Origin of the sequence: Streptomyces sp. NPDC015171 (genome assembly GCF_043079545.1) — a bacterium.
Taxonomy (GTDB): Bacteria; Actinomycetota; Actinomycetes; order Streptomycetales; family Streptomycetaceae; genus Streptomyces.
In genome coordinates this window covers 490349-509222 of record NZ_JBIBUO010000005.1, presented here as the reverse complement: position 1 = coordinate 509222, position 18874 = coordinate 490349, and the positions used below count along the sequence as shown (strand labels likewise).

Sequence of the window (18874 nt, the reverse complement as noted above, 5' to 3'; positions counted from 1 at the left end):
TCAGCCCCGCAGGGCTTCGACGGCGGCGGCCAGCGCCTGCGGTACGTCCGGCACGCGCGTGTGCGCCCCGTCGCGTACGACGTGCCGGCCGCCCACGACCGTGTGCCGTACGTCGGCCGCGCCCGCCGCGAATACGGCCGTCTCGGCGCCGAGCCTGGGCAGCGGGCCGGCCGTCCTGACCGAGTCCAGGGCGATCGTCGTCAGGTCGGCGAGCGCGCCGGTCTCGATGGTGCCGGCCTCGTCCCAGCCGAGGGCGGCGTGGCCGTCGGCGGTGGCCGCGCTCAGCAGTGCGGCGGCCGTCCAGTGGCCCCGGGTGCGGGTGCGCAGCCGCTCGTTCAGCTCCATCGCGCGCGCCTCTTCGAGCAGGTCGATGACGGCGTGGCTGTCGGAGCCGAGGGAGAGCGGGGAGCCGGCCCGCTGGAGGGCGGCGGCCGGGCCGATGCCGTCGGCCAGGTCCCGCTCGGTGGTGGGGCACATGCAGGTGCCGGTGCCCGAGCGGCCGAGCAGGGCGATGTCCTCGTCGGTGAGGTGGGTGTTGTGCACACCGGTGGTGCGCGGCCCGAGGACACCGTGGTCGGCGAGGAGCCGGGCGGGCGTGCGGCCGTGGGCGGCGAGGCAGGCGTCGTTCTCGGCGGTCTGCTCCGACAGGTGCACGTGCAGCGGTGCCCGCCGCTCCTCGGCCCAGCGGGCCACGATCCCCAGCTGCCCCGCGGGGACGGCCCGTACGGAGTGGATCGCCGCCCCGATCCGTGCGTGATCCCGCTCCTTGAGAACTGCACAGCGTTCGGCCCAGGCCTCCGCGCTGCCGTCGGAGAAGCGCAGCTGGTGGGTGGTGGGCGGCTCGCCGAAGCCGGCCGAGAGGTAGCAGGTGTCCAGCAGGGTGATCCGGATGCCGGCCTCGGCGGCGGCGGCGATCAGCGCCTCGCCCATGGCGTTGCGGTCGGCGTAGGGGGTGCCGCCGGGCGCGTGGTGCACGTAGTGGAACTCGCCGACGCAGGTGATGCCGGCCAGCGCCATCTCGGCGTACACCGCGCGGGCGAGGGCGTGATAGGTCTCCGGGGTCAGCCGCTCGGCGACGGAGTACATCACCTCGCGCCAGGTCCAGAAGGTGCCGGAGCCGACCTGGACCGTGCCGCGCAGCGCCCGGTGGAAGGCGTGGCTGTGGGCGTTGGCCAGGCCCGGCAGGGTCAGCCCGCGCAGCACCTCGGCGCCGGGCGGCGGCGCGGGGACGTCGGTGCGGACGGCGGTGATCCGGCCGTCCGCCGTGTCGAGGGCCACGCCCGGCTCGACATAGCTGCCGAGCCAGGCGTGCTCCAACCAGTAGGTCGCCTTGGTCACCTGCGGGCCAGCCCTTCCAGTACGTCGGCGAGTGCGTGCACCCCGGCCACGCAGTCGTCCTCGGCCGCTGACTCGGCCGGGGAGTGCGAGACACCGGTGGGGTTGCGTACGAACAGCATGGCGGTCGGGATGCGCCCGGAGAGGATCCCGGCGTCGTGTCCGGCGCCGGTGCCGAGGACGGGCACCTTCAGGCCGGTGTCCAGGGCGAGGATGCGGCCGAGTTCGTCCCGCAGGGCGTGGTCGAACTCCACGACCGGCGTGAAGGACTCCCGGACGACGTCGAGATCGATGCCGTGCGCGGCGGCGTACTCGCGCGCGGCCTTCTCCACTCCCCCGACGACCGTGTCCAGGGTCTCCTGGTCGGCGGCGCGGGAGTCGAGCCAGCCGCGCACCAGGGAGGGGATGGCGTTGACGCCGTTCGGCTCGACGGCGATCTTCCCGAAGGTGGCGACGGCGCCGGCGAGCGCGGCCTCCCGGCGGGCGGCGAGCACGGTCTCGGCGTACGACAGCATCGGGTCGCGCCGGTCGGCGAGCCGGGTGGTGCCGGCGTGGTTGGCCTCGCCGCGGAAGTCGAACCGCCACCGTCCGTGCGGCCAGATGGCGCTGGCGATGCCGACCGGGTCGCCGGAGAGGTCCAGCGCGCGGCCCTGTTCGACGTGCAGCTCCACGAAGGCGCCGATCCGGGCCAGCCGTTCGGGGTCGGGCCCGATGGCCTCGGGGTCGTACCCGGCGTCGGCCATGGCCCGCGGCAGGCTGATCCCGTCCCCGTCGGTGAGCCGGTGCGCCTGCTCGGCGGTGAGCTGCCCGGCGGTGAGCCGGGAGCCGACACAGGCGAGCCCGAACCGGGCGCCCTCCTCGTCGCCGAAGTTGACGAGGGCCAGCGGCCTGTCGAACCGGGCTCCCCTGCCGCGCAGTTCGTCCAGCGCGGCGAAGGAGGACACGACACCGAGGGGCCCGTCGAAGGCGCCGCCGTCCGGCACCGAGTCCAGGTGGGACCCGGTGACGACGGCGTCGCCCGCGGCCGGGTCACCGAGCCAGGCCCACTGGTTCCCGTTCCGGTCGACCTCGTAGCCGAGCCCGCGCGCCTCGGCCTGCGCCTTGAACCAGTCCCGGCACTCGGCGTCGGCACCGGTCCAGGCGTAGCGCCGGTAGCCGCCGGAGTCGCGGTGGCGTCCGATCGGGAGCAGGTCGGCCCACATCTCCTGGAAGGAGGGTGCGCCGGGCGGCGGCGGGACCTCCACCGCCGGAGCGTCGCCGTGCCGTCCTTCGCTGACGGTCACGCCTGCTCGTCCTCACGCATCGGCACCCGGACCCCGCGCTCCTGCGCGACGGACTCCGCGATGTCGTACCCGGCGTCCACGTGCCGGATGACGCCCATGCCGGGGTCGTTGGTGAGCACGCGCCGGATCTTCTCGCCGGCGAGCTCGGTGCCGTCGGCCACCGTGACCTGGCCGGCGTGGATGGAGCGGCCCATGCCGACGCCGCCGCCGTGGTGGATGGAGACCCAGGACGCGCCGGAGGCCACGTTGACCATGGCGTTCAGCAGCGGCCAGTCGGCGATCGCGTCGGAGCCGTCGAGCATGGCCTCGGTCTCGCGGTACGGGGAGGCGACGGAGCCGCAGTCCAGGTGGTCGCGGCCGATGGCCAGCGGGGCCGCCAGCTCACCGCTCGCCACCATGTCGTTGAAGCGCTCGCCGGCCTTGTCCCGCTCGCCGTAGCCGAGCCAGCAGATGCGGGCGGGCAGGCCCTGGAAGTGGACGCGCTCGCCGGCCAGCTTGATCCAGCGGTGCAGCGACTCGTTCTCCGGGAAGAGGTCGAGGATCGCCTTGTCGGTCTTGTGGATGTCGGAGGCCTCGCCGGACAGGGCGGCCCAGCGGAAGGGGCCCTTGCCCTCGGAGAAGAGCGGGCGGATGTAGGCGGGGACGAAGCCGGGGAAGGCGAACGCCCGGTCGTACCCGGCGAGCTGGGCCTCGCCGCGGATCGAGTTGCCGTAGTCGAAGACCTCGGCGCCGGCGTCCATAAAGCCGACCATGGCCTCGACGTGCTTCGCCATGGCCTCGCGGGCGCGGGCGGTGAAGCCCGCCGGGTCCTTGGCGGCGGCGTCGGCCATGTCCTCGAAGGCGATGCCGACGGGGAGGTAGGCGAGCGGGTCGTGGGCCGAGGTCTGGTCGGTGACGATGTCGATGGGCGCGTTCATCGCGAGCAGCTGCGGGACCAGCTCGGCCGCGTTGCCGAGGACGCCGATGGACAGCGGGCGGCGGGCGTCGCGGGCCTCGGTGGCCAGCTGGAGCGCGTGGTCGAGGCTGTCGGCCTTGACGTCCAGGTAGCGGTGCTCGATGCGGCGGTCGATGGCGCGCGGGTCGCAGTCGATGCAGATCGCGACGCCGTCGTTCATGGTCACGGCGAGGGGCTGGGCGCCGCCCATGCCGCCGAGTCCGGCGGTGAGGGTGATGGTCCCGGCGAGGGTGCCGCCGAACTTCTTCGCGGCGACGGCGGCGAAGGTCTCGTAGGTGCCCTGGAGGATGCCCTGGGTGCCGATGTAGATCCAGGAGCCGGCGGTCATCTGGCCGTACATGGTCAGGCCGAGGGCCTCAAGACGGCGGAACTCCTCCCAGTTGGCCCAGTCGCCGACCAGGTTGGAGTTGGCGATGAGGACGCGCGGGGCCCACTCGTGGGTCTGCATCACGCCGACCGGGCGGCCGGACTGGACCAGCATGGTCTCGTCCTGCTTGAGGGTCCGCAGGGTGCGGACCATGGCGTCGAAGGAGCGCCAGTCACGGGCGGCCTTGCCGGTGCCGCCGTAGACGACGAGCTTGTCGGGGTGCTCGGCGACCTCGGGGTCGAGATTGTTCTGCAGCATGCGCAGAGCCGCTTCCTGCTGCCATCCCAGGGCGCTCAGTTCCGTGCCGCGCGGTGCTCGTACGGGGCGGGGTCCCGACATCGTCTGCCTCCTCCTGTGCCTACGTCTATTCACATCCTGTCCTTCTGAATAGAGCTAGTCAATACAGTGGCGCGGCCCCGTCGGCGCGCGGCGGGTGTTTGGCTGGACGCACGGGTAGCCGACACGGGACGGAGCAGCCGTGGAGCAGGAGCACACGCAGGAGCGCGAGCGGGAGCGGGAGCAGGGGCGCGAGCGGGGGCGGACGGCCGGGGACGCGGCCCGGGAGCGGGCGGACCGGCGGGACCGGGCGGTGCGGGCGGCCGTCGGGCAGGGCCTGCTGGGACCGGAGGCGGCCGTGGTGGGGCTGCTGGACGTCACCGGCATCCGGGAGTCGGCGGCGGCGCTGCGGGCGGCCTTCGACGCGGTGACCGCACCGGGCACCCCGGTGCTGCACGCCTTCGCGGTGAAGGCGACCCCGCTGGTGCCGGTGGTGCGGCTGCTGCACGAGGCGGGCATCGGGGCGGAGGTGGCGAGCCCCGGGGAGCTGGCGCTGGCACGGGCGGCCGGGGTGCCGCCGGAGCGCACGGTGCTGGACTCCCCGGCGAAGACCCCGGCGGAGCTGCGCGAGGCGCTCGCCCTCGGGGTCGCCGTGAACGCGGACAACCCGCAGGAGCTGGCCCGGCTGGACGCCCTGGCCGGCGCGGCCCCCACCCGGTCCCCGCTCGGGCTCCGGGTCAACCCGCAGATCGGCGGCGGCACGATCGGGGCGACCTCCACGGCGACCCGGACCTCGAAGTTCGGGGTGGCGCTGCGGGACGAGGGGGCGCGCGCCTGGGTGGTCCAGGCGTACGCGGCGCGGCCCTGGCTGACCCGGCTGCACGCGCACACCGGTTCGCAGGGCATCCCGCTGCCGCTGCTGGCCCAGGGGGTGGCGGAGGTGTACGCGCTCGCGGAGGAGATCAACGCGGCTGCCGGGCGGCGGCAGGTCGACACCGTCGACATCGGCGGCGGGCTGCCGGTGAACGTCGCCTCGGAGGAGACGGCGCCGACGTACGCGCGGTACGCGCGGCTGCTGGCCGCCGAGGTGCCGGGGCTGTTCGACGGGCGGTACGGCCTGGTGACCGAGTTCGGGCGGTCGCTGCTGGCCAAGCACGGGACGGTGGTGGCCCGGGTGGAGTACGCCAAGCGCGCGGGCGGCCGGCGGATCGCGGTGACGCACGCGGGCGCGCAGGTGGCGGCGCGGACGGTGTACGCGCCGCAGGCGTGGCCGCTCAGGATCGCCGCGTACGACGGCGCGGGGCGGCCGAAGACGGGGCCGGGGACGGTCCAGGACGTGGCGGGGCCCGCCTGCTTCTCGGGCGACCTGCTCGCCGAGGGACGCACCCTGCCCCCGCTGGAGCAGGGCGACTACGCGGCGGCACTGGACACGGGCGCGTACTACTTCGCCCACCACTACGCCTACAACTCCCTGGCCCGGCCGGGCGTCTACGGCTTCGCGCCGGACGGCGCGGGGGGCGTCGCCTTCGCGGCTGTACGGGAGCCGCAGACCATCGCGGAGGTGGTGGCGGAGTCCGGCGGGGCGCACGCGTCCGCGCTCACCACCCTGTAGGCGCCCGGGAGCCGTTGACACACCCCGGCCGCCTCTCGAACAAATGGATCAACGGCCCGGGAACACACGTCAGTTGAGCAACACTAGTACGCCGGACGCATGTTCCACCGGAAAATGCCAAAGGCCTCACTCCCCGCGCACACGTTGCGTAGTGTCGGCGTCACTCAGCCGGAGTCCCAGGCGGGAGGGGAGCCACGGTGCCCGGAATCGACGAGTGCTTACTGGAAGCGATGCGGCTGCCCGGTGCCCGGGGGGCCGCGCTGGTGGACTGGACGAGCGGACTGGCCCTCGGCACGGTCGGGGAGGCGCCCGGCGGCGACCATGAGACGACCGCCGCCGAGGCCGCCGAACTGGCCCGGATGGCGGCCGAACACGGCACCTTCGCGGCGCGCGGCGACGCGCCGCAGCCCGTGGAGGACGTGATCATCAGCAACGGGGACAGCTACCACCTGCTGCGCTTCGTGGACACGTCCTTCGACAGCAGCGTGTTCCTGCACCTGTGGCTGGGCCGCGAGGAGGGCAATCTCGCGCTCGCCCGGATCCGGCTCGGCGAGATGGCCGCCCGGCTGGTGCTGGGATGACCGTGGTCAGGACCCCGCCGCCGGCCCTGCCGGTACGGGACAAGCGGGCCCCGCGCGCGCTGTCCCCGATGCTGACCCGGCTCGCCGAGGAACGGGCCACCGGCGTCCTGGTCCGCGAGCACGGCGTCCTGCATCTCGCCGAGGGCCGGGTGGTGCACGCCGAGAGCCCGCTCGCCCCCGGCATCGACGTGCTCCTCACGGCCCACGGCACCCTCGCCGGCGCCGCCTGGCAGCAGGCGGCGGCCCGTACCCCGGGCCCGCCGCACGCGGCCGAACTCCTGCTGCGCTCCGGGGTGCTGCCCACCGGCGCGCTGGAGCTGTGCCACCTGGACGCGCTGTACGACGCCGGCTACTTCGCGCTGGCGCCGAGCAGCACCCCGGGCCGGTTCCGCTACGACCACACGCCCCGGCTCGGCCCGCTGCCCTCGGTCCCGGTCGTCGCGCTGGAGCGCGAGACGCTGCGCCGCCGGCTGCTGCTGCACCGGCTGTGGCCCGACCCGGCCGCCGACAGCGCCCCGCTGATCCGCGCGGACCCGGCGGCGGGCCGCGCGCGGGCCGTGCCGGTCACGCCCCGGCAGCGAGCGGTCCTGGACCGCGTGGACGGCGTGCGCACGGCCACCGACATCGCCAGGAACCTGGGCCGGCAGGCGTTCCACACGCTGGTCGACGTGCGCCGGCTCATCGCGGCCGGACATGTCGCGCCGGCCGCACCGGCCGCACCGGCGCCGCCCGTCCCCGTACCGCCGCCGGTCCACCAGGTCACCACCGACCCCGACATCGCGCTGCTGAAGAGGCTCAGGGATGCGCTGGAGGCGCTTTGAACGGCACCGCCCCGCCGAGAGGAGACACCTGATGGTGGCCGAAGACGACCTGCGCACCGTCCTGGACGAACTGCTCCGGCTGCGCACCCGGGTACCGCAGCTCACCGGCGCCCTCGCGGCCGGCGTCGACGGGCTCGTCGTCGCCCACGACACCCCCGGGGTCGATCCGGACGGCCTGGCCGCGCTGACCGCCGCGTCGCTCGGCGTCGCCGTCCGGGTCACCGACGCCACCGGGCACGGCGGCTTCCGGGAGCTGCTGGTGCGCGGCGAGCGCGGCTACATCGCCACCTACGCGGCCGGCCGGACCGCCGTCCTGACGCTGCTCGCCCAGGACCGGGTCAACGTCGGCCGGCTGCACCTGGAGGGCCGCCGGGCCGGCGCCCGCATCGGGGAGCTGCTGGACGCCGCCGAGGCCGCGGCCCGGGCCGTGTCCACGCCCGCCAGGACCCCACCCGTACGAACCCGCACCCCCCGCGCGCCCCGCACGGCGGCCGCCGAACCACGCACCACGACGGACAGCTGAGAGGACCACCATGGCCAACACCGAGACCGCACTGAAGGAAGCGCTCACCTCCATCGAGGGCGCCACCGGCGCCGCGCTCGTCGACTACACCAGCGGGATGGCGCTGGGCACGATGGGCGGCAGCAAGAGCTTCGACCTGAACGTGGCCGCCGCCGGCAACACCGATGTGATCCGCGCCAAGATGCGCACGATGGAGCACCTCGGCCTCAAGGCCGAGATCGAGGACATCCTGATCACGCTGTCGGACCAGTACCACCTGATCCGCCTGCTCAAGGGCCGCGGCGGCAACGGCCTCTTCCTCTACCTGGTCCTGGACGCGAGCCGGGCCAACCTCGCGATGGCCCGGCACCAGCTGAAGAGGATCGAGGAGGACCTGGAGGTCTGACGGCCTATCGGGCCGGCTCGGCGGTACGGCGGCGGGCCCCGCCCGGGGCGGCGTCGCCGGCCGCGACGCCCGTACCGCGCAGGCCCTTCACGGCCTTGCCCACCGGGCCGCCGCCGCGCCGGCCGAGCCAGTCGACGCGCACCCACAGCAGCGTCTGGCCGGCCCGCTCCAGCCGCCCGAGCCAGGCGGCCTTCAGCCGCAGCCCGGTGCCGAGCCCGGCCAGCAGCATGCCGCCGGCCGCGGGCACGGCGAAGGCGGAGCCGAGCGCGACCGCCCAGCCGAGCAGCAGCAACCAGCGGTGCCCCCGGCGCCAGACGCGCACGGTCACCGCCCGGTCCTGCAGCACGTCGTACTTGCCCGCGCGGGCCGCCCCGCGGGCGAGGGCGGTGTACCGGCCGCGCCGGGCCAGCGCCACGGCGGCGGCGCCGACCAGGAACAGCGCCGCTCCGGCCAGCACCCCGATCCGGCGCCCGGTCACGCCCTGCGGCGCCAGACCGATCCCGGCGGCGGCCACTCCGAGCCACCACAGCGGGGCGGCCCCCGCCCGTACGACGACGGCCAGCCGGGCCAGCCCCTGTCCTCCGCGCGCCACGTCACCCTCCCGTGTCACGTATCCACTCGGTCCTGTGTCTCGCACGGAACCTAGCGGCACAACGTGAGACGAGTCTGAGAGGACGGGCCCCGGAGTGTCACTCCACGAACAGCCCCCGGGCCGCCGCCCGTGTGTCGAACTCCTCCAGGCGGGCCTGGGCGTCCGGCAGGTCGTCGCAGAGCGCCTCCAGCAGCACCCGCCCGAGCAGCATCGGCGCGCACGCGGTGTCGAAGGCGAGCCCGGTGCCGACGGCGGCGGGCAGCAGCAGATCGGAGTACTTGGCGACCGGCGCGAACGCCGAGTCGGCGACCGTGACCACCGTCAGGCCCGCGTCCTTGGCGTAGGCGAGGCAGTCCACGACCTCGCGCGGATGCCGGGGCAGCGCGAAGCACAGCAGGGCGTCGGCACCGGCCCGGACGGCGGCGTCGATGCGGTCGTGGATCATCGTGCCGCCCTCGTTCAGCAGCCGGACGTCCGGGTGGACCTTGGCGGCGAAGTAGGCGAAGCCGTAGGCCTGGGAGGCGGCGGCGCGCAGGCCGAGCACCGGCAGCGGGCGGGAGGCGGCGAGGATCCGGCCGGCCCGCTGCACCGGGCGCGGGTCGGCGAGCAGCTCGGCGAGGTGCCTCAGGTTCTCGATCTCGGCCTCGACGGCCTGCTGGTACTCGTTGAAGGCCCCGGCGCCGGCGGCCGGTTCGGCCGGGACGACCTCGCGCAGGTGCCGGCGCAGCGCGGGATAGCCGTCGAAGCCGAGGGCGACCGCGAACCGGGTCACCGACGGCTGGCTGACCCCGGCCAGTTCGGCCAGCTCCACGCTGGACAGAAAGGGCACGTCGGCGGCCCGGCGCACCATGCTGTGCGCGATGCGGCGCTGGGTCGGCGTGAGCCGGTGGCCCTCGAAGAGCGCCTGCAACCGGTTGGCAGGGCTGTCGGTCGCGCTCATCACGTACTCCCCCTCCAGATCTCCTCGGACGCCCCGGGAGAGTACAGCGCCGAGGCATTGACAAACACCGGCCGCCTATTCAGACAGTGTGTCGCTGCATACCGTTATACAGCCCAGTGTGGGGAGAACGCATGGCACAGCTCGTGGAACTGCGCTCCATCGACGTCGTCCCGGACGACGAACGGCACGGTACGGCCTTCAGCCAGTTCACCCTGTGGCTCGGCGCCAACCTGCAGATCACGGCCGTCGTCACGGGCGCCCTCGCGGTCGTCTTCGGCGGCGACGTGGTGTGGTCCCTCGCCGGTCTGCTGCTCGGCAACCTGCTCGGCGGCGCGGTGATGGCCCTGCACTCCGCCCAGGGTCCGCGCCTCGGCCTGCCGCAGATGATCCAGTCGCGGGCCCAGTTCGGGGTGCGCGGGGCGGTCGTCCCGCTGCTGCTGGTGGTCGTGATGTACGTCGGCTTCTTCGCCTCGGGCAGCGTGCTCGCCGGGCAGGCGGTGGGCGAGCTGACCCATACGAACGACACCACCGGGATCATCGTCTTCGCGGCCGTCACGGCGGTCACGGCGACGGTCGGCTACCGGGTCATCCACACCCTCGGCCGGGTCGCCAGCGCGGTCTGCGCACTCGCCTTCGTCTATCTCGCCGTACGCCTCCTGGAGCGCGCCGACACCTCCGCGCTGCTGCACGACGCGCACTTCTCGCTGCCGATGTTCCTGCTGGCGATGTCCCTGTCGGCGTCCTGGCAGCTGGCGTTCGGGCCGTACGTGGCGGACTACTCGCGCTACCTGCCGCGCACGACGTCCACGAAGGCCACCTTCTGGTGGACCCTGTCCGGGTCGGCGCTGGGCAGCCAGTGGTCGATGACCTTCGGGGTGCTGGTCGCGGCCACGGCGGGCGAGAAGTTCCTGGACAGCCAGGTCGGCTATGTCGTCGCCCTCGGCGGCACCGGCCTGGTCGCGTCCTTCTTCTACTTCGTCATCGCGCTCGGCAAGCTCACCGTCAACGTCCTCAACACCTATGGCGGCTTCATGTCGATGGTGACCAGCGTGAGCGGCTTCCGGGGGCAGCGGCAGCTGTCCCGCGCCGGCCGCGCCGGGTACATCGCGCTGGTCATGGTCGCCGGCACGGCGGTGGCCCTGCTCGGCAAGGACAGCTTCCTGTCCTCCTTCAAGGACTTCCTGCTGTTCCTGCTGACGTTCTTCACGCCCTGGTCGGCGATCAACCTGGTCGACTACTACCTGATCTCCAAGGAGCGCTACGACCTCGTGGCCCTCTGCGACCCGCACGGCCGCTACGGCGCCTGGCGCTGGGACGCCCTCGCCGTCTACGCCGCCGGCCTCCTCGCCCAGCTGCCCTTCCTCGCCACCAGCTTCTACACCGGCCCGCTGGTGGACCCGCTCGGCGGCGCGGACATCTCCTGGATCATCGGCCTCGCCGTGCCGGCGCTGCTGTACTGGCTGGTCGCGCGCCGGAACGCGGGGGTCCTCCCTGACCCGGACCGGGGGGCTAGCCCCAGTGCGGCCCGGCACACGGTTCCCTAGGCTGACCGGCATGACCACACTCGATCCGCGGAACGTCGAACTCGACCTCGGGAAGGACCTCGACGCGACCGTGCGGGCCCGCAGGGAACTGGGCGAAGACTACGACTCCGCCCTGGTGGACTCCTTCCTTGAGAAGGTCGGGCAGCGGATCGACGACACGGTGGACCGCCGGGTGCGCCGCCGCCTCGCCGAGCAGCAGATGGCGACGGCCCGCGAGACCCGGCGGCCGAAGGCCGCCGACACCTGGCCCGAGCGCTACGGCTTCGCGCTGATCACGCTCGTCCTGGCGATCCCGCTGTCCGCGATCTCCGGCGCCTTCGCCGGGATGTCCGGGATGGTGGCCACCTGGATCGGCATCGTCGGCGTCAACGCGGTGCAGGCCGTGCGGCTCAACCCCGAGCTCCTCACCGGACGCTCCGGCCCGGACCGGTCCGCCGGGGACGACTGAGCGGACCGGCCGGCCCGGCACTCACGCCTGCCGGGTCGGCAGCACCATGATCTGGCGGAGGTTGACGTGCCGGGCGCGGCTGGTCACGTAGGCGACGACGTCCGCGACCTCCGCCGCCGAGAGCGCGCCGACCTCCGCCAGCATGCCGTCCAGCTGCCCGGTCAGCTCCGCGCTGTCGATGTGCGACTTCAGCTCGGTCTCGGTCAGCCCCGGCTCGATGTTGGTGACCCGCACGTCCCGCGGCCCGAACTCGCCGCGCAGGGACTGCGAGAGATAGGTGACGGCCGCCTTGGTCGCCCCGTACACCGCGTAGTTGGGGAAGGGGATGTGGGCGCCGATGGAGGAGATGTTGACCAGGTCGGCGGTGTGCCCGCCGGCCGCGGCGGCCAGCAGGTCGGCGCTGAAGGCGCGGACGACCCGCAGCACCCCGGCCACGTTGGTGTCGAGCATCCGCTGCCACTCGTCGAGCCGGCCCTCCTCGACCGGGTTCGGCAGCATGACTCCGGCGTTGTTGACGACGAGGTCGACGGGCCCGAACGCCTGATGGATCCGGTCCCGGGCGGCCTGCACGGAGGCGTCGTCGGTGACGTCGGCGGCCACGGCGAGCGCTCGGCCGCCGCCGGCCGCGATCTTCTCCGCCAGCGCGTCGAGCCGGTCGGTACGCCGGGCGAGCAGCGCCACCCGGGCGCCCTCGGCGGCGAGGTGCAGGGCGACGGCCTCGCCGATGCCGCTGGCGGCTCCGGTGACGACGGCGGTACGGCCGGACAGGTCGGTGTACGACATGGGAGTTCCCTCGGGGAGTGCTGGCCGGGGCGGCTCCCCGGCGGCTGACACCACTGTCACCGCGTCCCGCCGCCGCACCCAGGGATGCGCTTTTCCTGGGTACGGCAGTACCAGGACGGGACGGCGCGGCTCCCCTACGCTCGAAGACATGACGACCGGGGACTGGACCGAAGCCGAGGCGGGCGACTTCCTGCGCTCGCGCCGCGCACGCATCAGGCCCGAGGAGGTGGGGCTGCCCGCGCACGGGCGGCGCCGGGTGCCGGGCCTGCGCCGCGAGGAGGTGGCGCAGCTCGCGGGCGTCAGCGTCGACTACTACATCCGGCTGGAACAGGGCCGGGGGACGAGCGTCAGCGACGCCGTCCTGGACTCGGTCGCGCGGGTGCTGCGGCTGGACGAGACCGAGCACGCGTATCTGCGTACGGTGGCGCGTCCGCGCAGGCGGCGCGCGAAGCCGGATCCCGCGCCCCGCGTGCGCCCCGGCGTCCAGGCCCTCCTCGACGGCATGGACCGCACCCCGGCGCTCGTGCTGGACGCCCGCATGGACGTCCTGGCCTGGAACGCGCTCGGCGACGCGGTGAACGGCTTCAGCCGGATGACGGCGGCCGGGCGGAACATGCCGCGGCAGGTCTTCCTCGACCCGGGCGCCCGGGACCTCTACCCCGAGTGGACGGCGGTGGCCGCCCAGACGGTGGCCCATCTGCGGCTGAACGCGGGCCGGTACGCCGACGACCCCGTCCTGTGCGCGCTGGTCGGCGAACTGTCGCTGAAGAGCGAGGACTTCCGCCGGCTGTGGGCGGACCACGAGGTCAGGGAGTGCGCGTACGGCGTGAAGCAGATCCGGCACCCGGTCGCGGGCCTGCTGACCCTGCCGTACGAGACCCTGACGGTCCCGGCGGAGCCGGCCCAGACGATCGTGGCGTACGTCCCGCGGGCCGGCTCGGAGACGGCGGAGCGGCTGGCGCTGCTGGCGAGTTGGGAGTCGGCGGGCGCCCGCTGAGGGCCCGGCCGAAGAGCGCCGGCGGGAGCCGGGCGGAGCGGGGAGGAGTTTGCGCGGGGACCGCCGCACCCCCGTTGCCGGGGGGCGGGACGACGGCGGTCCCCGCGAGGGACGCGGGCCGGGTCAGGCCGGGCTTGCGCGTCCGTGGCGTCCATGGAGGTCCGGGAGCCGCTCCGGAGGTCCTTGGCGCCGTTCGGTGCCGGTCCGGGCGGGGAGCCGATCCCGCCCTGCCGACACCTCTACTGTGCCGGACCCGTGTTAAGCGGGTGCTGCGCGCACATGACACGCTCGTACCGCTTACGGAACGGCTCGATCGGCCCAGGTCACCGTAAGTTCGCCGGGGTCACGGACGGTTCACCGGGCGTTTGCTACTTGTTGCCGCCCTTGGCCAGGAACGCCAGCAGGTCCTGCCGACTGATCACGCCGGTCGGCTTGCCCTCGACCAGGACGATCGCCGCGTCCGCCGTACCCAGCACCTGCATCAGGTCGCCGACCGGCTCGCCGGAGCCGACCTGGGGCAGCGGGGCGCACATGTGCTTCTCCAGCGGGTCCTCCAGCGAGGCGCGCTTGCTGAACAGGGCGTCCAGCAGCTCCCGTTCCACCACGGAGCCGACGACCTCGGCGGCCATCACGTCCGGGTGGCCGGCGCCGGGCTTGACGACCGGCATCTGCGAGACGCCGTACTCGCGCAGCACCTCGATGGCCTCGCCGACGGTCTCCTCCGGGTGCATGTGCACCAGGGACGGGATGGAGCCGCCCGCCTTGTCGCTGAGGACGTCGCCGACGCGGGCGCTGGGGCCCGTGTCCTCCAGGAAGCCGTAGTCGGCCATCCACTCGTCGTTGAAGATCTTGCTCAGGTAGCCGCGCCCGCTGTCCGGGAGCAGGACGACCACGACGTCGTCCGGGCCGAGCCGCTCGGCGACCCGCAGCGCGGCCACGACGGCCATGCCGCAGGAGCCGCCCACCAGCAGGCCCTCCTCCTTGGCCAGGCGGCGGGTCATCTGGAAGGAGTCCTTGTCGGACACGGGGACGATCTCGTCCGCGACGGTGCGGTCGTAGGCGGTCGGCCAGAAGTCCTCGCCGACGCCCTCGACCAGGTAGGGCCGCCCGGAGCCGCCGGAGTACACCGAGCCCTCGGGGTCGGCGCCGATGACCTTGACCCGGCCTTCGCTGGCGTCCTTCAGATAGCGGCCGGTGCCGGAGATGGTGCCGCCGGTGCCCACGCCCGTCACGAAGTGGGTGAGCTTGCCCTCGGTCTGCTCCCACAGTTCGGGGCCGGTCGAGTGATAGTGGGAGAGCGGGTTGTTGGGGTTGGAGTACTGGTTGGGCTTCCAGGCACCCGGGGTCTCACGGACCAGCCGGTCGGAGACGTTGTAGTAGGAGTCCGGGTGCTCGGGCGCCACGGCGGTCGGGCACACGACGACCTCGGCGCCGTACGCGCGCAGCACGTTGATCTTGTCGGTGCTCACCTTGTCGGGGCACACGAAGATGCACTTGTAGCCCTTCTGCTGGGCCACGATGGCGAGGCCCACACCGGTGTTGCCACTGGTCGGCTCGACGATCGTGCCGCCCGGCTTGAGCTCGCCGCTCTGCTCGGCCGCCTCGATCATGCGCAGGGCGATGCGGTCCTTCACGGAGCCGCCCGGGTTGAAGTACTCCACCTTGGCCAGGACGGTGGCCTGGATGCCCTTGGTCACGTTGTTGAGCCGCACCAGCGGGGTGTTGCCGACGAGGCTGATCATCGAGTCGTGGAATTGCACCGTTGTCTCCGGTCGCTGCAAAAGGTGTGTTTGTAGTGGTGTCGCCAGCCTAAGGCCAGCGGTGTGGCCGGTGTGGCCGTTCACTCCCCGTTGAGATTGGCACACGGCCTGTACGGGGCAAGGAGTGGATGTAGGGCTACGAGGAGGTGGCGGCGACGCATGACGAGCATGTCGAGGGCACGGGTGGCCCGGCGTATCGCGGCCGGGGCGGCGTACGGCGGCGGCGGCGTGGGGCTCGTCGGCGCGGCGGCCGTCGGCCTGGTGCTGGCGGAGGTGCGGCTGGCGCGGCGCCATGTGGGCAACGGCAGCAGCGGCCGGGTACCGGCGGCCGACGGGGTGTACGGCCACGCGTACGACATCCCCGGCGAACCACCGCTGCGCCTCGCCCTGCTCGGCGACTCCACGGCCGCGGGACAGGGGGTGCACCGGGCGGGCCAGACGCCAGGGGCGCTGGTGGCCTCCGGGCTCGCGGCGGTGGCGGAGCGGCCGGTGGACCTGCGGAACGTGGCGCAGCCGGGGGCCCAGTCCGACGACCTGGACCGCCAGGTCGCGCTGGTGCTGTCCTCCCCGTTCCCCGTCCCCGACGTGTGCGTGATCATGATCGGCGCGAACGACGTGACCCACCGGATGCCGCCGACCCGCTCGGTACGGCACCTGTCGGCGGCGGTACGGCGGCTGCGCACGGCCGGTGCCGAGGTGGTGGTGGGCACCTGTCCCGACCTCGGCACGATCGAGCCGGTGCAGCAGCCGCTGCGGTGGCTGGCCCGGCGGGCGTCGCGGCAGCTGGCGGCGGCCCAGACGATCGGGGTGGTGGAGCAGGGCGGGCGCACGGTGTCGCTGGGTGACCTGCTCGGCCCGGAGTTCGAGGCGAATCCGCGGGAGCTGTTCGGGCCGGACAACTACCACCCGTCGGCGGAGGGCTACGCCACGGCGGCGATGGCCGTCCTGCCCACGGTGTGCGCGGCACTGGGGCTGTGGCCCGCCGAGGAGGAGCGGCCCGACCTGTCCCGCCGCGAGGGCTTCCTGCCGGTGGCCCGCGCCGCGGCGGAGGCCGCCTCGGAGGCCGGCACCGAGGTCACGGCGGCGATGCCGACGGGCCCCCGCGGACCATGGGCCCTCCTCAAGCGCAGGCGCCGGCGCCGCGTGCCGGAGGCCGAACCGGCGACCCCGTCCCTCTGACCTGGCTTTTCCCTTCGGCCAGCGGTCCCGGGCGGCCGAACCCGCGCCGTCCGGGTCCCGGGGCGTCCGCATCGACCAAGCAAGCGCTTAGAAAACTGCGGTCAGTGTCACACCACCGCACCGGTGACCTGGACCATACGTACGGGTAACTTCCGAACCGGCCTTGCCCGAAATCCCCGTTCACTGGAGCCGTGATGCCCGAAGCCGTCATCGTCTCGACCGCCCGCTCCCCCATCGGCCGCGCCGGCAAGGGTTCCCTCAAGGACCTGCGCCCCGACGACCTGACCGCGACCATCATCGAGGCGGCGCTCGCCAAGGTCCCCGAGCTGGACCCCAGGGACATCGACGACCTGATGCTCGGCTGCGGCCTGCCCGGCGGCGAGCAGGGCCACAACCTCGGCCGGATCGTCGCCGTGCAGATGGGCATGGACCACCTGCCGGGCTGCACGGTCACCCGCTACTGCTCCTCCTCGCTGCAGACCTCCCGCATGGCCCTGCACGCCATCAAGGCCGGCGAGGGCGACGTCTTCATCTCGGCCGGTGTCGAGACGGTCTCCCGCTTCGCCAAGGGCAGCTCCGACGGCCTCCCGGACACGCACAACCCCCTCTTCGCCGAGGCCGAGGCCCGTACCGCCGCCGTGGCCCAGCAGGAGGGCACCACGTGGCACGACCCGCGCGAGGACGGGCTGGTCCCGGACGCCTACATCGCGATGGGCCAGACCGCCGAGAACCTCGCCCGCTGGAAGGGCATCAGCCGCGAGGAGCTTGACGAGTTCGGCGTCCGCTCGCAGAACCTCGCCGAAGAGGCCATCAAGGCCGGCTTCTGGGAGCGCGAGATCACTCCGGTGACCCTCCCCGACGGCACGGTGGTCAGCAAGGACGACGGCCCGCGCGCCGGCGTCACCCTGGAGGGCGTGGCGGGCCTCAAGCCGGTCTTCCGCCCGGACGGCCTCGTCACCGCCGGCAACTGCTGCCCGCTCAACGACGGCGCCGCCGCCCTCGTGATCATGAGCGACACCAAGGCCCGCGAGCTGGGCCTGACCCCGCTCGCCCGGATCGTGTCCACCGGCGTCTCGGGCCTGTCCCCCGAGATCATGGGCCTCGGCCCGGTCGAGGCGAGCAAGCAGGCCCTGCGCCGCGCCGGCCTGACCATCGACGACATCGACCTGGTCGAGATCAACGAGGCCTTCGCCGCCCAGGTGATCCCCTCCTACCGCGACCTCGGCATCGACATCGACAAGCTGAACGTCAACGGCGGCGCCATCGCCGTCGGCCACCCCTTCGGCATGACGGGCGCCCGGATCACCGGCACGCTCATCAACTCGCTCCAGTGGCACGACAAGCAGTTCGGCCTGGAGACGATGTGCGTCGGCGGCGGCCAGGGCATGGCGATGGTCATCGAACGCCTGAGCTGACCCACCGTCCGTGGCGGGCCGGGCACGCCCCGTCGTGGAAGGGCCCGCGATCGCGGAAACCCCGCGGTTCTGGGCCCTTCTGTGATCCAATCTCCCCCAGGATGTGACCTATCTCGCCCACCGGGCACATCGGTGCAGGTCAACGCAGTTCAGCACGGCCCACGACGAAACCATGAGGGCAAAGTCCTGTCCGATTCGTGACGTTACGCACTGACAGCTGGATAGTCCGCCCTTCAAGCTGATGTAGGAAGTCGGGGGTCGACTTTGAACCGGGAGTATGTCAGTGAGCGCCATGCCGATCGCCCTGCTGCTCACCACGGCTGCCACGGGCGCCGTGGGCGTCGCCGTCCTGCGCACCGTGCTGAAGCTGCGCCGCCAGCTCACCGAGTTGCAGCGGCAACTCGCTGAGAACCAGGCGGCCACCACGCGTGCCCTGCTGCCGAACGCCCGCTCCACCGCCGACGCCGAGCAGATACGCGCCGCGGTGGCCGAGGCGCTCGCCGAGGAGCGGGAGCGCGAGCTGGCCGAGGCGCGCGCCTTCTGGGCGGCGCAGGAGGCCCGTGACGCCTCCGACGCGCCCTCGCTGTTCGGCCTGCCCGAGACCGAGATGTTCCTGCCCCGGCAGGCGGATTTCGTGGGCGTGGAGTCGCTGGAGCCGGTGGCCGAGCCGAGCGTCGAGGCCGACGAGTTCTCCGGGGACTCCCCCGAGCTGGCCGCGGCCCGCCGCCGGCACCCCTCGCACCCCGACTTCGTCCCGGTGCAGTCGCCGGTCGTGAACGACCACGAGCGCACGGTGACCGCCCTGGAGCAGCTCGCCGCCGACCAGGTCGGACTCTCCGATGTCCGCCCCGGCCCGCTGGGCACGCTCGACGTCTATGTCTTCGCCGACGGCACCACCCTGTGCATGACCCCGGGCCACCGCGAGACGGCGGAACGTCTGGCGGCGGCCCTGAAGTCGGGCGAGGCCCCGTACCTGCTGGGCGGCTCGGGCATCGCCGGCGCCTACACGCTGACCTTCGCCTGCGGCGAGGAGATGGTCTACGTCCTGGCCGACCGGGTCATCGCGTCCCTCTGACGG

At 73.5% G+C, this 18874-nt stretch carries 18 protein-coding genes; 11 read left to right on the top strand and 7 right to left on the bottom strand.

From position 1 onward, the window contains the following. The 3 genes from ACF073_RS17560 to hutU all read right to left on the bottom strand — a co-directional run bounded on the left by ACF073_RS17560 (window position 1) and on the right by hutU (window position 4279). The gene (locus ACF073_RS17560; protein ID WP_392070834.1) at window positions 1–1338 is read right to left on the bottom strand and encodes a formimidoylglutamate deiminase; all 1338 of its coding nucleotides are present in this window, start codon (window positions 1336–1338) and stop codon (window positions 1–3) included. Further along, the gene (locus ACF073_RS17555; protein ID WP_392070985.1) at window positions 1335–2537 is read right to left on the bottom strand and encodes an allantoate amidohydrolase; all 1203 of its coding nucleotides are present in this window, start codon (window positions 2535–2537) and stop codon (window positions 1335–1337) included. The genes ACF073_RS17560 and ACF073_RS17555 overlap by 4 nt, the downstream gene beginning before the upstream one ends. Before the next feature lie 77 nt (window positions 2538–2614). Beyond that, on the bottom strand, window positions 2615–4279 hold the full coding sequence (gene hutU / locus ACF073_RS17550) for a urocanate hydratase (RefSeq protein ID WP_392070832.1): 1665 nt from the start codon (window positions 4277–4279) through the stop codon (window positions 2615–2617). A 250-nt stretch (window positions 4280–4529) separates the two neighbouring features. Here hutU and ACF073_RS17545 point away from each other — a divergent pair, with 250 nt between their 5' ends. The 5 genes from ACF073_RS17545 (at window position 4530) to ACF073_RS17525 (ending at window position 8138) form a co-directional block, all read left to right on the top strand. After that, window positions 4530–5828, top strand: a complete 1299-nt coding sequence (locus ACF073_RS17545) for a diaminopimelate decarboxylase (protein ID WP_392070983.1) — start codon at window positions 4530–4532, stop codon at window positions 5826–5828. A gap of 197 nt (window positions 5829–6025) precedes the next feature. Continuing rightward, window positions 6026–6409 carry a hypothetical protein gene (locus ACF073_RS17540; RefSeq protein ID WP_392070830.1) on the top strand — a complete coding sequence of 128 codons (384 nt, stop codon included), beginning with the start codon at window positions 6026–6028 and terminating at the stop codon, window positions 6407–6409. Then, a complete protein-coding gene (locus ACF073_RS17535) occupies window positions 6406–7230 on the top strand; it encodes a transcriptional regulator (protein WP_392070828.1) in 825 nt (274 codons plus the stop codon). Before ACF073_RS17540 ends, ACF073_RS17535 begins: the two co-directional genes overlap by 4 nt. Window positions 7231–7261: 31 nt before the next feature. Then, window positions 7262–7753, top strand: coding sequence for a roadblock/LC7 domain-containing protein (locus ACF073_RS17530; RefSeq protein ID WP_392070826.1), 492 nt, complete (start codon window positions 7262–7264; stop codon window positions 7751–7753). 10 nt (window positions 7754–7763) lie between these two features. After that, a complete protein-coding gene (locus tag ACF073_RS17525; RefSeq protein ID WP_392070824.1) occupies window positions 7764–8138 on the top strand; it encodes a hypothetical protein in 375 nt (124 codons plus the stop codon). A 4-nt stretch (window positions 8139–8142) separates the two neighbouring features. On the opposite strand, the gene ACF073_RS17520 is transcribed toward ACF073_RS17525, so the two are convergent. Both ACF073_RS17520 and ACF073_RS17515 read right to left on the bottom strand, forming a co-directional pair. Continuing rightward, entirely contained in the window at window positions 8143–8730 is a 588-nt protein-coding gene (locus ACF073_RS17520) for a hypothetical protein (protein ID WP_392070822.1), read from the bottom strand. 97 nt (window positions 8731–8827) lie between these two features. Continuing rightward, window positions 8828–9670 (bottom strand): MurR/RpiR family transcriptional regulator, encoded by an 843-nt coding sequence (locus ACF073_RS17515; RefSeq protein WP_392070820.1) that lies wholly within the window; start codon window positions 9668–9670, stop codon window positions 8828–8830. Between the two features lie 131 nt (window positions 9671–9801). Here ACF073_RS17515 and ACF073_RS17510 point away from each other — a divergent pair, with 131 nt between their 5' ends. Further along, window positions 9802–11214, top strand: coding sequence for a purine-cytosine permease family protein (locus ACF073_RS17510; RefSeq protein WP_392070818.1), 1413 nt, complete (start codon window positions 9802–9804; stop codon window positions 11212–11214). Window positions 11215–11224: 10 nt separating this feature from the next. Next, entirely contained in the window at window positions 11225–11662 is a 438-nt protein-coding gene (locus ACF073_RS17505; RefSeq protein ID WP_392070816.1) for a hypothetical protein, read from the top strand. 21 nt (window positions 11663–11683) lie between these two features. Here the strand turns inward: ACF073_RS17505 and ACF073_RS17500 are convergent, their stop codons facing one another. Beyond that, on the bottom strand, window positions 11684–12445 hold the full coding sequence (locus ACF073_RS17500; RefSeq protein ID WP_392070814.1) for an SDR family oxidoreductase: 762 nt from the start codon (window positions 12443–12445) through the stop codon (window positions 11684–11686). 148 nt (window positions 12446–12593) lie between these two features. On the opposite strand from ACF073_RS17500, the gene ACF073_RS17495 reads away from it, so the two are divergent. After that, entirely contained in the window at window positions 12594–13442 is an 849-nt protein-coding gene (locus ACF073_RS17495) for a helix-turn-helix transcriptional regulator (protein ID WP_392070812.1), read from the top strand. Between the two features lie 368 nt (window positions 13443–13810). Here ACF073_RS17495 and ACF073_RS17490 read toward each other — a convergent pair whose 3' ends face one another. Next, the gene (locus ACF073_RS17490) at window positions 13811–15202 is read right to left on the bottom strand and encodes a cystathionine beta-synthase (RefSeq protein ID WP_392070810.1); all 1392 of its coding nucleotides are present in this window, start codon (window positions 15200–15202) and stop codon (window positions 13811–13813) included. A gap of 159 nt (window positions 15203–15361) precedes the next feature. Between ACF073_RS17490 and ACF073_RS17485 the strand changes: the two genes are divergently transcribed. The 3 genes from ACF073_RS17485 to ACF073_RS17475 all read left to right on the top strand — a co-directional run bounded on the left by ACF073_RS17485 (window position 15362) and on the right by ACF073_RS17475 (window position 18871). Then, on the top strand, window positions 15362–16381 hold the full coding sequence (locus ACF073_RS17485; RefSeq protein ID WP_392070808.1) for an SGNH/GDSL hydrolase family protein: 1020 nt from the start codon (window positions 15362–15364) through the stop codon (window positions 16379–16381). A 194-nt stretch (window positions 16382–16575) separates the two neighbouring features. Beyond that, the gene (locus ACF073_RS17480) at window positions 16576–17796 is read left to right on the top strand and encodes an acetyl-CoA C-acetyltransferase (protein WP_392070806.1); all 1221 of its coding nucleotides are present in this window, start codon (window positions 16576–16578) and stop codon (window positions 17794–17796) included. A gap of 283 nt (window positions 17797–18079) precedes the next feature. Beyond that, window positions 18080–18871: a hypothetical protein gene (locus tag ACF073_RS17475; RefSeq protein WP_392070804.1), complete on the top strand. Its 792-nt coding sequence runs from the start codon at window positions 18080–18082 to the stop codon at window positions 18869–18871. Window positions 18872–18874: the final 3 nt, after the last annotated feature.